At 41.2% G+C, this 14,875-nt stretch carries 17 protein-coding genes and 1 tRNA gene; 7 read left to right on the top strand and 11 right to left on the bottom strand.

Annotated features, from left to right (window positions below; genetic code table 11):
• Positions 1 to 5: 5 nt before the first annotated feature.
• The gene (locus PQO05_RS20760; RefSeq protein ID WP_273629366.1) at positions 6 to 854 is read right to left on the bottom strand and encodes a hypothetical protein; all 849 of its coding nucleotides are present in this window, start codon (positions 852 to 854) and stop codon (positions 6 to 8) included.
• A 13-nt stretch (positions 855 to 867) separates the two neighbouring features.
• Positions 868 to 1,854 carry a 6-phosphofructokinase gene (gene pfkA, locus PQO05_RS20755; RefSeq protein WP_273629365.1) on the bottom strand — a complete coding sequence of 329 codons (987 nt, stop codon included), beginning with the start codon at positions 1,852 to 1,854 and terminating at the stop codon, positions 868 to 870.
• A 126-nt stretch (positions 1,855 to 1,980) separates the two neighbouring features.
• Here pfkA and PQO05_RS20750 point away from each other — a divergent pair, with 126 nt between their 5' ends.
• Positions 1,981 to 2,676, top strand: a complete 696-nt coding sequence (locus PQO05_RS20750) for an NUDIX hydrolase (RefSeq protein WP_273629364.1) — start codon at positions 1,981 to 1,983, stop codon at positions 2,674 to 2,676.
• Between the two features lie 75 nt (positions 2,677 to 2,751).
• Here PQO05_RS20750 and PQO05_RS20745 read toward each other — a convergent pair whose 3' ends face one another.
• A complete protein-coding gene (locus tag PQO05_RS20745; RefSeq protein ID WP_273629363.1) occupies positions 2,752 to 3,612 on the bottom strand; it encodes an N-acetylglucosamine kinase in 861 nt (286 codons plus the stop codon).
• Positions 3,613 to 3,918: 306 nt separating this feature from the next.
• On the opposite strand from PQO05_RS20745, the gene PQO05_RS20740 reads away from it, so the two are divergent.
• The 4 genes from PQO05_RS20740 (at position 3,919) to PQO05_RS20725 (ending at position 6,273) form a co-directional block, all read left to right on the top strand.
• The gene (locus PQO05_RS20740; RefSeq protein WP_273629362.1) at positions 3,919 to 4,071 is read left to right on the top strand and encodes a glycine zipper domain-containing protein; all 153 of its coding nucleotides are present in this window, start codon (positions 3,919 to 3,921) and stop codon (positions 4,069 to 4,071) included.
• Positions 4,072 to 4,359: 288 nt separating this feature from the next.
• Positions 4,360 to 4,866 carry a hypothetical protein gene (locus tag PQO05_RS20735; protein WP_273629361.1) on the top strand — a complete coding sequence of 169 codons (507 nt, stop codon included), beginning with the start codon at positions 4,360 to 4,362 and terminating at the stop codon, positions 4,864 to 4,866.
• 94 nt (positions 4,867 to 4,960) lie between these two features.
• The gene (locus PQO05_RS20730) at positions 4,961 to 5,842 is read left to right on the top strand and encodes a hypothetical protein (RefSeq protein WP_273629360.1); all 882 of its coding nucleotides are present in this window, start codon (positions 4,961 to 4,963) and stop codon (positions 5,840 to 5,842) included.
• On the top strand, positions 5,839 to 6,273 hold the full coding sequence (locus PQO05_RS20725; protein ID WP_273629359.1) for a hypothetical protein: 435 nt from the start codon (positions 5,839 to 5,841) through the stop codon (positions 6,271 to 6,273). Before PQO05_RS20730 ends, PQO05_RS20725 begins: the two co-directional genes overlap by 4 nt.
• Positions 6,274 to 6,288: 15 nt before the next feature.
• Here the strand turns inward: PQO05_RS20725 and PQO05_RS20720 are convergent, their stop codons facing one another.
• Genes PQO05_RS20720 through PQO05_RS20710 form a run of 3 tightly spaced genes read right to left on the bottom strand, consistent with a single transcriptional unit; the run spans position 6,289 to position 7,872 of the window.
• A complete protein-coding gene (locus PQO05_RS20720; protein ID WP_273629358.1) occupies positions 6,289 to 6,414 on the bottom strand; it encodes a hypothetical protein in 126 nt (41 codons plus the stop codon).
• Between the two features lies 1 nt (position 6,415).
• Positions 6,416 to 7,393 carry an EamA family transporter gene (locus PQO05_RS20715; RefSeq protein ID WP_273629357.1) on the bottom strand — a complete coding sequence of 326 codons (978 nt, stop codon included), beginning with the start codon at positions 7,391 to 7,393 and terminating at the stop codon, positions 6,416 to 6,418.
• A complete protein-coding gene (locus PQO05_RS20710) occupies positions 7,390 to 7,872 on the bottom strand; it encodes a DoxX family membrane protein (RefSeq protein ID WP_273629356.1) in 483 nt (160 codons plus the stop codon). The genes PQO05_RS20715 and PQO05_RS20710 overlap by 4 nt, the downstream gene beginning before the upstream one ends.
• Before the next feature lie 84 nt (positions 7,873 to 7,956).
• Between PQO05_RS20710 and pdxR the strand changes: the two genes are divergently transcribed.
• On the top strand, positions 7,957 to 9,438 hold the full coding sequence (pdxR, locus tag PQO05_RS20705; RefSeq protein ID WP_273629355.1) for a MocR-like pyridoxine biosynthesis transcription factor PdxR: 1,482 nt from the start codon (positions 7,957 to 7,959) through the stop codon (positions 9,436 to 9,438).
• Positions 9,439 to 9,721: 283 nt separating this feature from the next.
• The gene (locus tag PQO05_RS20700) at positions 9,722 to 11,515 is read left to right on the top strand and encodes a hypothetical protein (protein ID WP_273629354.1); all 1,794 of its coding nucleotides are present in this window, start codon (positions 9,722 to 9,724) and stop codon (positions 11,513 to 11,515) included.
• Positions 11,516 to 11,572: 57 nt separating this feature from the next.
• Here PQO05_RS20700 and PQO05_RS20695 read toward each other — a convergent pair whose 3' ends face one another.
• The 5 genes from PQO05_RS20695 to PQO05_RS20675 form a co-directional block, all read right to left on the bottom strand.
• Entirely contained in the window at positions 11,573 to 11,959 is a 387-nt protein-coding gene (locus tag PQO05_RS20695; protein WP_273629352.1) for a hypothetical protein, read from the bottom strand.
• Between the two features lie 94 nt (positions 11,960 to 12,053).
• A complete protein-coding gene (locus tag PQO05_RS20690; RefSeq protein WP_273629351.1) occupies positions 12,054 to 12,293 on the bottom strand; it encodes a hypothetical protein in 240 nt (79 codons plus the stop codon).
• A gap of 167 nt (positions 12,294 to 12,460) precedes the next feature.
• Complete coding sequence (locus tag PQO05_RS20685; protein WP_273629350.1) at positions 12,461 to 13,921, bottom strand: Dyp-type peroxidase; 1,461 nt, start codon at positions 13,919 to 13,921, stop codon at positions 12,461 to 12,463.
• Positions 13,922 to 13,994: 73 nt separating this feature from the next.
• On the bottom strand, positions 13,995 to 14,462 hold the full coding sequence (locus PQO05_RS20680) for a hypothetical protein (protein ID WP_273629349.1): 468 nt from the start codon (positions 14,460 to 14,462) through the stop codon (positions 13,995 to 13,997).
• Positions 14,463 to 14,769: 307 nt separating this feature from the next.
• Positions 14,770 to 14,843, bottom strand: a tRNA-Arg gene (locus tag PQO05_RS20675).
• Between the last annotated feature and the right edge of the window lie 32 nt (positions 14,844 to 14,875).

Here is a 14,875-nt window from a genome sequence, read left to right as displayed (position 1 = left end):
ATTTTTTAATTTTTATTTGAATAGTATGTTAATAGATTATTGATAGGTTCTCTGATAATGTTACCAACGCCAATACCTGCAGCAGCGGTTGTTTCACGAAGCTCCTCTTGAAAAATCGCGGCAATTGAACCTGTAAAATGTACAGGAGTGCCTGGATACTCGTTTTGCAAAGGCAGCAAATAGGTGTCGATCAGTAACTCAAAACCTTGTTTTATCTTATTTTTAATGTAAGGGTCGGCGTGGTTTTCCGTATAGAAATCTGTGAACGAGCTCAGAAACAGGGCAGGCTGGCGCAAACGGTAAACTTTTTCGAGAATAGTTTTACGGTCGGCATCGTAGCGGTGCTCAAACTTCTTTTTTAAATTTTCAGGCAGTGTTTCGTTCATAAAAGCCTTAATCAATTGCCTTCCCAGCCAATTGGCCGATCCTTCATCGGCAAGTATATAACCTAAACCGTAATTATTGGGTTTAAGCTTTTTACCATCATACCAGGCGGCGTTTGAGCCGCTGCCGCAAATACAAACTATGCCCTTGCTGTTTTTGCAGCAGGCAATTGCGGCGGCAAGCATATCATGCTCAACAGATATTTTGGCGAATTTAAAAAAAGCAGACATAGATTTGCTAATCAAATCTTTTAATTCTGCAGTTGATGCCCCGGCGCTAAAAAAGTAAACACGTTTTACTTCTTCGGCGTGGTGTATCAGGTTGATGTTTTTATTGAGTAATTGCAGAATATGCTTCTCATCATTAAACTGCGGATTGATGCTGCTTGTTTTAAAGGACGCAATTGTTTTACCCTTGTTTGACAAGCGCCAGTCGGCAATGTGTGATCCGCTATATACTACTGCAATCATTCGTTTCCCTGTGTCAGATTGATAAGATCTCTACCATCTGCATCAAATCTTCCTCCAATTTGTACTCATGCACCTTTAAGGCCTCTTCTAATGAGGTGAGCCTGACAGAATTACCTTTAAGGCCTGCCATTTTTTGCGTTTCGCCATTAAGCAAACCTAAAACGGCAGCATAACCTAAACGGCTACCCAAAATACGGTCGAAAGCGCTTGGGCTGCCACCACGTTGTAAGTGACCTAAAATGGTAACTTTTACATCGTAGTTTTTAACCTCTTCTTTCACCATCTGGGCAACATCATAAGCACCGCCATGTTTATCACCTTCGGCAACAATTACTATGCTCGATGATTTTTTGTTGTGCTCGCCGGCTTTAAGGCCTTCAATGAGCTCATGTATGGCAGTTTCTTTCTCTGGCAATAAGATTGCTTCGGCACCGCATGATATACCGGCACGTAAAGCAATACAACCAGAGTCGCGTCCCATTACCTCAATAAAGAATAAACGGTCGTGTGCATCAGCAGTATCACGGATCTTATCCAGCGCTTCAATAACAGTATTGGTTGCGGTATCAAACCCTAAGGTATAATCGGTACCGCAAAGGTCGTTGTCAATAGTACCCGGTACGCCCATAACGGCAATGTCCGGATATTTCTTCGAGAAACGCAGCGCGCCGGTAAAGGTACCATCGCCCCCAATTACAACTAATGCATCAATACCTTGCGCTTTAAGGTTGTTGTAAGCAATTTCCATACCCTCATCGGTACGGAAAGGCAGGCAACGCGCAGTTTTAAGGATGGTGCCTCCCAGGTCGAGAATGTTACTCACCGAGCGGGGCGACATGTCATACATGTTGTTATCAATTAAACCCTGGTAGCCTTGTCTTATACCAACAACTTCGAGTTTATGGTAAATGGCCGTGCGTACTACAGCTCTGATGCAGGGATTCATACCGGGGGCATCACCACCGGAGGTCAGAACAGCAATTTTTTTTATTTTACTCATTTTTTCAGGTACCCTGGAAAATTCGCCCTAAGATAATGTGTATATTCAACACGATGTAATTTTTATTTATTTTTTTCCATTTCAAAATTACAACTATATTTAAATCCTTAATAAAACCTAAATAGTTTGGAAGTAAAATTACCTGAATTCGATTCCGTCTTTTCAATTGACTGCGTAATATTTGGCTTCGAAGCAGGAGAGCTGAAGATATTACTTATTGAACGTAACGAAGAGCCATTTAAAGATTGGCTGGCGTTGCCCGGATATATTGTGGAGCAAAACGAGAGTATTGACACCGCTGCCGAGCGTATTTTGTATGAGCTAACAGGCTTGCGCGATTTGCACATGGAGCAGTTTCACACCTTTGGCGAGGTAAACCGCCACCCGCAGGGGCGCGTTATAACCGTTGCTTATTATGCTTTAATACGTATTAATGGCCAAAAAGAGCTGCGCCCTGTAACGCAATATGCTAAAAAAGCTTTCTGGCACCCGGTTGCCGAATTGCCTAAACTTGCCTTTGACCACAGCGAGATCTTTAAAACCGGCTTTAATAAAATCCGCAGGAGATTGAGCTACCAGCCGATTGCTTTTGAGTTGCTGCCTGAGAAGTTTACGCTTACGCAACTGCAGATGTTGTACGAAGCCATCCTGAGTAAAAAACTGGATAAACGTAACTTCAGAAAAAAGATGTTGAGCTACGGCTTTTTGAAAGAGCTGGACGAAAAACAGAAAGGTGTATCGTATCGCGCTGCCAAATTATACAAATTTGATAAGCGTAAGTACACAAAAATATTTCAGAACGAGCTTACGGCCGAGATTTAAGCCTGATAAAAATCAAAAAGAAAAGGCGTTAATGTTAATTAACGCCTTTTTTATGCAATGAGATTTTTAAATCTCTTATAACTGGCTTGGTGAAAGCTCCAGGTGGTATTTAACCAGGCTATCTATAGGCGAGCGGATAATATTACCCACTACCATGCCATGCTCGGTAACAACTTCTTCTAATACGTTGCGGAAGTTATAACCTACAGAGCCGATACAGTTAAAAGTATATTTTTGATAATCCGGGTAATGAGTTACCAGGTTACGGAAAAAGTCTTCGAATGAGGTACGTACCAGGTTACGTGAGTACTCGATGTGTACGTTATTGTCATAAACAAACTTGCTGAAGCTTGCACAAAAGCGGTTAGCCAACGGCTGTGAATAAACGCGGTCGTTCACTTCATCAGGTGTAAGTTTAAATGTTTCCCAGAAAAGGCTGCGAACAGCTTCCGGCATATAACCTCTTAAATAATCGATCAGTAATTTTTTACCGATGTAGCAACCACTGCCTTCGTCGCCCAAAATGTAAGCGCCAGAATCAATGTTGTGGGCAATTTTTTTACCATCGTAAATACAAGTGTTGGTACCTGTACCTAAAATGGCAGCAAAGCCTTCGTTGTTGCCAAGCAAAGCACGTGCAGCAGCCAGTAAATCGTGGCCGATGTTAACTTTTGCTTTGGTAAATACCGCTTGCATAGCTTCCTCAACAATTTTGTTTTTTTCTGGTACAGAGCAGCCTGCGCCGTAGTAATCAACTTCCGTAATCTGATCTTTATCCAGATCAATAGGTAAGCTTTCGTTCAGGGACTGAATGATGTACTCAGTACTTGCAAAATAAGGATTGTAACCTTCGGTATTAAAGTAAACCTTTTTACCGTCTTCTGTAACCAAACACCAGTTTGTTTTTGTTGAGCCGCCGTCAGCGATGATGATCATGATTGTATTTTTGTTTAAAAATCGGTTAAAAGTATGATTTACTAATTGTAAAAAAAACACTTTGTACTTTTTTTACACAAAAGCCTTAACATTTCATTAACAATAATAGGTTTAAAAGGCCGTAAGGACATAATACTAAAATGAAAATTTTGTAAAGGAAATCGATTTTATTCTGATATTCTTCTAAAAAAAGTAAACTTTCTATATCATAATGGTGGGCTTTCGAACCGGCTTTTTTCAAAATGAAATAGTCGGGCGCTTATCTCAACGCTTTGGTTATTTTCGCAAAAAAATTATATTTAAGCTATGAACAAGAGAAACGGTTCGTTGGGTGTTGGCGTGGCCATTGGTGTTGCATTAGGTTTGGCTATGCGCAGCCTGGGCTTAGGCATTGCCATCGGCGTGGCTTTTGGTATAGCGCTCGATGGCTTGTATGCAAGGAAAGGCAAAAATCAGTAGCCCTTAACTAATCACCATAACACGCCCTATACTGCTGCATCGATTTATTGAAAATCTCCATTGCATTTCCATTTAAATTCTGATTATCGAAGGCCCCATATAAAGTATCGAACTGAAGCCAGGCTGTTTTTTGGTCGAAGATTTTTTAAATTTTTGGCTTAACAAACATGTTTCATCTAAATGAGAATTTAATGCGAGTATTAATAGATAATTGTTTTTGATAAAATAGTTTTAGTTGTCAACTATTTGAAAAAAATGATCTTGGAATCAAAACCAAACCTATCACAAATGAAACGACAGCTAAAATTCAAGCTAATTTTCTCAATTCTCATTTTTTTACTTATTTCATCAGCTCTCATATTGGGTTGTAAAAAAGAGATTTCTTCAACTCAATCAGAAGCAGTATCTGTTAAAAGGACTGATGCAGAGCTGATTGCTGATGCAAAAGCTTATTTTGAAAAGGAGATTGATATTGTTCAGGACGATAAAACTAATGCAACTGCTAATGCGGTAAAAACGCTTCGTCAAAAATTAAATAAGAAAACGGTTTTTAAAAATGCCTTTACTGAAGAAATGCCAATAGGTAAGATTGTAACAGTACCAGTAAGTTATGATGATAAAGAACTTTACGTAGGTAACAGGAATAACTTTGCCAAACTCTCGGCATCGACATTTTTAATTACTTACACTGATAAGAATAAGCGAAAGCAAGTTGAATTAGTTACAAAGATTCCTGATCAGGAATTTTTAAATGATACAACAAAAGCATTAAAGTTCTGGTATCGTAAGTGTTGAGGATTGGCACGGAAATTTTTTAAGAGCTTTTAAATATCGAAATGGAAATATTATAGCCACCCTGGGAGCTCCTGAAAATACCATTAGCTCAGGATTGCAAAAAAGTGTTAATACAATAAAGAAAGGGAATGATCTGATCTGTTACACCATCACATGGTGGAGTTATGCGATTGTTGCCGCGATACCCACCAAACAGATTAATACAATACTTTGCTGCAACTTTATAGATTCAGAAATGTTTTGCCAACAAACGGGTAGCTCGGGAGCCGGTAACAATATTAACGATCAAATAAATTACGGCAATGTTGGTGGTGGTGGATCTACAACGAATCCTGGAGGAGGGGCCGGCTGTGGATTTGCAACAAGTACAGCAATTAAAAACGGTAAAACAAGTAATGACGTTACAGACCCTTGCCCTCCGACTCCTGATTTACCATATTTAGCAGAAATGCTTGATACTACAGGCTTGTCAAGGTTTCCTAAACTCAAAGAGTTAGCTGCCGATCTTCCTGGATTTTTGAAGAAATATCCTAATATTACAAAAGCAATAGCTTATTACACCGGTTTTACAGAAGCTCAGGTAACTGCAATGATGAAACCGGGAGCAGGTCCCAAAATCACAGTTGTACCTAATTTGGTGAGCTCGAACGGTACATATTCAGTGGGTGAGTATAATCCAGAAACACGGGAATTAAGAATTTCAGAAAGTTTCGCACTTGGCTTGCAAGTAGTAACATCACCTAATGCCCAACAGGCTACGGCACTGTTACTAGCTATAACTGCCATGCACGAATTTATTCACTATGGACGTGACGCGAACCATTTAACTTATAATGCTACGGACATACATGGGTATAATGTCGAGGCAGGATGGGAGTTTGAGTACAATATCAGCTATCAATACAACACTGGTATAACAGCGTCGAATGCATTTACCTGGGTAAAGTTTTATCCTTATAATTTTGATTTACAATGAAAAATTTAATTTATGTAATTGTGCTATGGATGCTATTAGGTTGTAACCATAAAAGCACCGCTATAAATGACACAAAGGATACAGTTGATTTGTTAAAATCTGTTCTTCTTTCAAAGCAATTTATAAGAACACTGACCTCTGAAAAAGATACTATTTATATTCTTAAAACAAAGTTTTATCGGAAAAGCTGGCCCTTGCAAATTGGCCAACACCAAATTGTTTACATCGATGATAACCAACAAGCGAGAACCATAAGTACATATCCACATGTAGATGGCAGGATGCGTTATGGAATTTCTGATTTTAAAATTAATAAAGATTCAGCAGTTATTATGATTTGGCAATTTACAACACCAATTTACATCAGGTATCATTTTGAAAAAAATACCGGTTCTTGGAAAATAAAATCTCATGAGATGGGTATACAATAAACGATAGCCTTGTTTTTAGCCCTGGCCATTTTCACAGATATACTGGCGGTCATCATTGCAGATGGTACAAAGCTGCGGCACCATTTTACCGGGTGGGTATTGGGTGCCGCAGGTGGTGCATATTTGAGTGTTAGACAGCATTTTAAACTTTATTAACCTGTGGGTTGCAAATAAACATCGGAAGCCGGAAGCTGAGTTTGTATTTGGGCAGATTGATTAACAATACGCTGAAAAGGATAACAATTAAGCCGAAAACCTGTAAGCCCGAAATACTTTCATCAGCGAAACTTACTCCTAATAGCACTGCAATTACCGGGTTGATGTAAGAGTGTAAACTTACTTGTGTGGCAGGCCTTACCTGCAATAGCCAAACGTAAGCAGTAAACGCGGCGATAGAACCAAACACAATGAGATAAGCAATAGCCAGCCATGATTGCAGCGGAACCGTGTTTAAATGAAAACTACTAAACTCATGATGGGCCATAGCTGCAGGGATAAAAAATAAACCTGCAATAAGCATTTGCCACGCCGTACTTAAACGGGTTGAAAAATTGCTGCTGCTATGTTTTTTTGAATATAAGCTGCCGCCCGACCAGGCAATTGGGCCACACAATAAAAGGGCTAATCCTCCCAGTACCGATTTATCTACATTGCCCGAAAGCGATTTAAATAACGATTCGCCAAAAAGTAGAAGCACGCCGGTAAAGCCAATTAATAATCCCCAAACGGTGAATTTATTTTTAAGATTGGTGCGCCAGTTGGGTTTATCCAGAATAACAAACCAGATAGGGTTAACCGAAACCATAATGGCTACCAGAGCACTAGGCAGCTTCTGTTCAACCCATATTACTATGCCAACGGACATAAATAATACAAAGAACCCGCTGATACCTGCGTTGATTACATCTTTTTTGATCCATAATTTTTCGCCTTTTATTTTACTCCAGATCAGCATAATGGCACCGGCGGTTAAGAAGCGTACCGCGCCCAGAAGCATTGGCGGGAAGCCGTGCACTGCCATGCCGATAAAGAAATAAGTTGATCCCCATACGATAAATACCGTGGCAAAGGCCAGCAGTACTAACCAGGCAGGGGCTTTTTGATTTGATGTTGTGTTCATGATATTTGATTTTGAGTAGGTGTGAAGATTGGGTTGGTTGCGTGTAGACGTGCATCAATACTATAAGCATAGTAGGGCAGGGTTGACAACAGGAAACTGGCAGCACTCAGCGTGAAAACAGAATAGCCCAGTGGAGATTCAATCCCGAAAGAGATAGCCATAGCCAGTGCAAAACATAAACTCAATATACCGCTGCCAATAGCTGCATAGCGGGTAAATAAACCCAGGAGTAACATTAAGCCGAAAACACCTTCGCCCAGCGTAGCCATAACAGCCAGCGCCGGAACCCATGTAGTTGGTACAAAAGATATCACCTGGCGGGTGTAGGCAACAAAATGCCCCCAGTCGCCCCAGCCTACATGTGGTTGTCCGTGGCGGCCTAGTAGGCCAAGGCGGTCTGCAACTTCCCACAGGTAGGCCACAGCAATTGCTATGCGAAGGTATAGTGCGTATAATTTTGAGGCTGAGTGCATTTGCATGGTGTGATTTGTTTGCTTATTCAAAAATACCTTACATTTGGACTATGGTTGTAGTCCAAAATTTACAAACAAAGTAGTCCAGGTATGGCTTTAATTGAGAGTTTATTAAGCATTGATAAAGAGTTGCCGGTATCGGCATACTTGCAGGTTGCCAATGGTATTATAGCCTACATCAGGCAGGGAACTTTAAAGCCGGGTGCAGCCCTACCTGCAAGCCGGGTTTTGGCTAAATCGCTAAATGTACACCGCAAAACCATTGTGGCAGCTTATGATGAATTGTATGCACAAAGCTGGGTAGAGGTTTATCCGCGGAAAGGAATTTTTGTAGCCAATAACCTGCCCGATGTTGCGCCAAGGCCGATTCTGAAGATCGGACAAAGTACCGGGTTGGCTAAGGAAACCTTTTTCGGCATTGATAAACACATTGATGTTGCCTACCCTTTTGTAAAAGCCGTAGAGGGTAACCTGGTAATTAACGGCGGCTTTCCGGATATTCGTATAGCACCTGTAGAACTGTTGGTGCGCGAGTACCGGCGCTTTGCGGCATACAAATTCACCCCTAAATATTTGATGTATGGGCTTGAGCAAGGATCAGAAAATTTGCGAAATGAGATGGCGCGTTTCCTGTCAGAAACCCGTGGCCTGCAGGTGAGTGCCGATGATATACTGATCACCAAAGGGGTCCAGATGGCCTTGTATTTAACGGCCCAGGTATTGCTCAGTAAAAACGATGTGGTGATAGTTGGCGACCCCGGCTTCTCGGGTGCTAATGATGTTTTTGAGCAGGCTGGCGCCAAATTAGAGTTAGTACCCGTTGATGATTGCGGTATGAATATGGACGCGGTAGAAGCCATCTGTCAAAAGAAAAAGGTAAGGATGCTTTACGTAATACCACATCACCACACCCCAACTACCACAACGTTAAGCTCGCAGCGGCGCATGCGTTTGCTGGAACTGGCCATGAAATATAAGTTTGCCATTATTGAAGATGATTACGATTTCGATTTCCAATACACCTGCAGCCCGATACTTCCCCTCGCCAGTGCAGATTATTATGGTAGTGTAATTTATGTAGGCTCATTCTGCAAGGTTATTGCGCCCGGCATCCGCATTGGTTTTATGGTAGCGCCTAAAAACTTTATAAAAGAAGCTACGATGCTCCGCAGATTAATAGACCGACAGGGCGAACATTTGCTGGAAGAGGCCATGGCTAACCTGCTCAAAAACGGCGACATTGGACGCCATCTTAAAAAAGCAAACAAGCTTTATCACGAACGGCGGGACATGCTTTGCCAGTTAATGCGGGAACAATTAAGCGAATACGTTTCTTTTAAAACTCCCGACGGCGGCTTTGCGGCCTGGGTTACTTACCGGGATGATATTGATGCCACAAAAGTATCTCAAATTGCCTCTGAGATGGGTTTGTCTATCAGCAGCGGTGTCGACTATTATTATGATCCTAATTATAAGAATCAATCAATACGGGTAGGCTTTGCTTCTTTGAACGAGGCAGAAATGAATGAAGCCTTATCTATATGGAAAAAAGCAATTGAAAGGGCTATTTAATATATATGTAATAATCAGCCTGATCGTATTTATATAATTGTTATACAAATTATTATGTATTATAAATAAGTATGTATTTGTAACTTATTTTAATATATATTCGTATTAATAATAAACCTAAATCTATGATGTTATGAGCAATTGTAACATGCCTTTTTCGAAAGGCTTAAACGCGTTTGACGCTTCTCCACCAATCTTCGGGCATTTAGTCCGTAACTTTTTCGGATGCTCTTTTTCCGGATAACCTATCGAATCAATATAAACCCTAAATCCTAAAAAATCAATGAAATCTTCAATTAAAGCATTTGCCGTTGTTGCGGCATTCGGCGGTATTATGTGGGGCGGTTGCCTCATGAATAAAACTGCTGCTGTTGTATCAGGCGGCTTACCGCAAGATGTGCTGGATACTTGCCCAATCACTTCCACCGATTTTAATACCTGGTTTGCATCGGGCAAGGCCACACAAAATGGTGTGGTAACCCCGGCTAACAGCGTAACCTTTCAGCATCGTAACAATTGCGATTTTTACCAATGGTCTGAGCGGATGTTTTTATGGCTTACCTCGCCTGCGCCATCTAATTACGGTGGTGGTGGTACTGTAATGGCATCGCCGGTATTTTATGATGTTTCGCCCGAAGATTCAGCCGGGCATCGTGTATTGATACCGCATGTGGCTAATGTACCCGTATCAATGACCGGGCATATTGTTAAGAACGGACCAGACAGGTTGCCGGTTATCAAAGATAAATCGGGCAAATTGTTTGAGGTAGAAGACGCGAAACCAACGCTCAAAGCAAAAGCGCTGGTACAAAGTACGGCCGGTGCTATTGAAGTTGATCATGTGACCGAAGACAGTAAAGGCGTTATTACCTTTCTGGACAAAGCCAATAACGTTATTAAAAATCCAAAAGCAATTCTTCGTCACAAAAACAGCCACATGAATATCCTGGAGCGTTTTGCAGTCGGTAAGAAATTTGTTTTGCTGGATGCCAATGGTAATGTAGTAGAATCTGAAGCAGGGCAAGCCACCGGCGATGTGCTGATGGACAGGAACGGCTCGCTGGTTTACTATCTGAGTATGGTTAATGATGTTTATGCCTGGTATTTAACCGGTGCTTATAATCAACAGTTGGGCGATAGTCAGTTTCCAACCACAGCCGGTGCCCGCGATAGTATCTGTAAAATAGCGAGAGCTAATCACAAAATACTACCCGATTCTAACGCATTGGCAATGGAACTTAAAACATCTTGGGTAGAAGCCAGTACGCTTAAAGATCCGCAGAATTACGTAACCATTACTGCTGTAATACCAACTTATGATACAACCAGCAAAACAAAATGGGTACCAAACGGGCATAAAACAGTTAAAATGGCTATGATAGGTGTGCACATTGTAGGCAGTGTTGCCGGACACCCGGAGATGATCTGGGCTACCTTTGAGCAAAAAAATAATACGCCAAATGCAGCTTATGCTTACGTTGATGTAAACCATAATGTAAAGCAAGTACCGCAAGATACAGGCTCACATTGGTTGTTTAATACCAATACTGCTGATACCCCCTACAATAATAGCCACATGCAGGTTCAGTATTTTAATAATGTGGCCACAGATACTATCGTTGCCATTCATGACACAACAATTTCGGCAAGTAATACCTTGATGACCATGCCGTGGGGCAGCGCAGCCGATTCGGTAACCAACCCCGAGAATAAAAGTTCGGCAGCATCTAACAGCGAGGTTATTGCCGTTAATAATTCGATCCAGAAACTTTTGGTTGGAAATGATATACGCAAAAATTACCTGTTTATAGGTGCCACCTGGACCAGTGGAGGTGCGCCACCCAACGGAAAAAGTTATGGTGCGCCTGATACTACTGCCGGTGTTGCAATTGGTACCAATGTTTTGGCTAACACTACGATGGAAACTTATTTTCAAAACCCAAGCAGATCATGCTTATTCTGCCACTCTAACCAGGAAACGCCGTCTTTAACGCCAGGTACGCTAAGCCATATTTACTCGGCTATACAGCCACTAATTACCATGCACGATTTTATGAATAAGAAAAAGAAGAAATAATATTTATCATTATAAACAAGAAAAGGGCACCCTTTTCTTGTTTATAATGAATTTCCTTTATGGCATTACCTGGATAGCAGGTTTTACTGAAATAACACTATCAACTACAAAGTTGCTAACGCCGCGCCATGGTAAAGTGTGAAAGTATTCTTTATAATGTAGCTCCATAAATGCCCCCGCATTTTTATTGAGCTGATCTGCAACTTTCTGATCTGTAACAGAAAATGAAAATTGGTTAGATTGTATTGAACTGCCTGGTGTGCCTTTTAATCCTGTTTGTATTAAACGGCCTTCGTAGGTTTTAAATATATATCCTTTGTGCACAAATTGGTTCATAGTGCCGGCTTTAACACCATCGCCAAAAACAAAATAATACCGGTAATAAAATATGCCGCTTAATACTAGTATCAGAACTATTATAATAATGGGTACTATTCGTTTCATAATTAGTGTTTTAAATGCAGAACAATAATAACAAAAAATGCAATAGCTATGCTACTTGTGTTGTAGCAAAGTATTGCATTTTTGGTTGCAAATTTTACAAATTAAAATATTGGTCAATCTTTTCGCCAATATTATCAATGTCAGTTTGGGTAAGTTCTGTGGAATTTACTGCTACATATTTTCCGTTAGCGCTTTTGGCAATGCTGCCCAAACGGTTACGGCCCTGGGTTAAAAAGTAAGTGCTTTTAGCGGCATCTGGCATGTATTCTTTATGGGCAACAATATTGCTGGGTTCGCCCGCAATAAGGCATTGTATGTCTATCCAATCGTTCATAGCTATGTTTTTTTATACCAACAGTATTATGTGGTGCTGGTTTGGTGTAAAGCTAATCAAAATTGTAAGTACAAGGTTTTAAGCCAGTAATAATAATGATCAAGCCTCTCAATTTATGTTGAAAGGCTTGATCAACAATTTTAGTAATCAGATCGGGTACCTGAAGGCTATTTAGGAATATGCCCTTCAGCTATCCCCTTAAGTGATGAGATAGAGGGTAGCAGAAAGTAAGCTGTACCGCGCGTAACTACAAACTGAGGCAAAATACCGGTTGATTTTGGCCCCGGTACAGGCAGTACAACATTTTTGCCGTTAGCCATCGGGATGGTAAAAGTAGGGTCGATGTTATTACCGATAGGATCTGCACTGCGGTTGGCGATCAAGGGATCTTGCGTATTGAAATCGGGGCTGAACACATCACTAAAATTATTAGTGTTGATCCAACTATACAACGTTTCAAACTGCCCGCTGATATCCCCGCATAAAAACAGGCCGATAAGCCCGCGGTCGGCATCGGTATTATCATCAAGCAAGGGCGGTCCGTAAGCCATGCCGCGCCTTAGTATACGTGGCACAAGGGTTGATCCAGCAGCATCAACAGGTTCATCGCGAGGGTTAGCCACGCGTGTATGCGCAGCAAAAGGGCAGCGTAATCCCTGCGAATCATTGTTAACGGCCTGTTCATATCCAAAATCGGTACTCTTGGAGGTATCATGCTCAGGCATATCAGGCGAAAGCACAAGAGGCGAACCTTGCCGCCAGCGGCCGCAAATTTTTGCAGCAATCCATTCGACAGTTGTGTCTTTTTCTTTAGGGTTGATCTGTTGTGCCTGGTCTTCTAAAAAATTATCAAAAGTGACTACATCCTGGTACAGTACCCGGAAAGCGTTATAACAGCCATTTTTAGCAAACACAGCTTCGGGGCCATTGAGCGGTCCGGGGATGGGATTGGGTAGTGTGCTGTAGCCGATCAGGAAATTATTCAGATCTGCTTGGTCTGTACCTGCCGGGTTGTCATTCAGGTCGGGTTCGTCTATAGAATCCCTGTACTTGAAATGAATATAATCAGAAGGTATTAATGGATATTGCTCCAGCCTGCCTGTTTTTGATTTTAGTGGTAATAATTCGGTCACCGTACCTTTGCTGTTTTTTGCAGCTGTGGTTATCATATCAACAATACTATCCTGTGCGCCGGGGTTCATAGCGTAGGCATGCACAATGCAATGCACATCCTCGTTAGCAAATTTATTATTCCACCATTTAGATGGATCGCCATCCCCATAATCGCCAAGTGATAGCTGGGCACTATTAACATCCCATGGGCCGCGTTTAAATGTGGTAGAGAAGTTAGAATTATAAACGTTAAGATCTGACCTGACAATTGCAATGCCTCCGGCTGTGAGGCCAATATTCAGCATCATCTCTGGTTTTAGCGGTCCCCAGTCCTCAGCGTTTTGCAGGTGGGGCATTAAGGCTTTGAAAAAATGCCTGACACTGGTAAGATCGGCAGGTTTACTACTAAACTTAAATAACAGGTGTACAGAACAGGGATGCGTGTAGCCGCGAATAATTAGCCCCTGTATATCGGCCAGGTTAGGCCCGGGCGTAGTTTTTTTTAAAGCAGTCATAAAACTAAATTTAAAGGATGAAAAAAGCAGCCGGGTTGTTTTGCCCGGCTGGTGTATCTTAATTATTCCTTAACTATTTAGCTTTAGTAGCTGGTTTAAACTTGGCAACTATTTGTTTTACCGATTGTGGGTAAGCAAAATACAAATCGGCAGGTTTACTCACATTGCGATCATTAATAAAATTGGAGAAAATGTCGAAAGTGATTTTGTTAGGGTCAGTCGGGAAATCTTTAGGCTTGTTTGCCCATAAACCAATAAGAACAATAAATGCAGCTTTAATACCCGGCGAGTTTTCATAAAACGCTTGTAGGTAAGTGTCCATGTTACCATCAAATTCAGTTATTACCAATACCCCGGCTATACCCTGGCCATTGGTGTTAGGTACAAGGGCGATGCGGGCGTAATGAACAATGGCCATTTTATCTAACTGTTTCTTAGTTTCAGGGTTGTTAAAGTGGCTTTGTGCATAAGTTGCTGCTGCTTGTGCCTCCGCAGTTTGGTAAATAGGCACATACATGGTTAGTGGATTAGTATTTTGCATAATAGGTTTGGTTAGCTGCCTACTCTTTGATCCCGTTTTCGGCTACGCGGTGATATTTAAGAAATCTTGTAGAAGATCAATAAACCGGGATACAAAATGCTTTGCCCAGGGTTATAAATGGTTGATCTAATCTAAAATTATATTAGGCTAATTACCTAATAATTAAGTGTTTATTATAGGGTGATAACAGCTTTTTTTAAAACTGATAATATTGATAGGACATGGGTTAATTTGGGATTAACCGCTGGTCAGGAAATCTGTTATTTTAACCAATAAAAAAAGCCACCCGTTGAGAGTAGCTTTTTTGTGATTCCATCAGGATTCGAACCTGAGACCTACTGCTTAGAAGGCAGTTGCTCTATCCAGCTGAGCTATGGAACCATGCAAATATTTTTGCGAGTGCAAATATGCGA

This window comes from Mucilaginibacter jinjuensis, from assembly GCF_028596025.1.
Taxonomy (GTDB): Bacteria; Bacteroidota; Bacteroidia; order Sphingobacteriales; family Sphingobacteriaceae; genus Mucilaginibacter; species Mucilaginibacter jinjuensis.
Note: the sequence above shows the minus strand (reverse complement) of the source record. Positions and strands in the feature narration are given on the sequence as shown.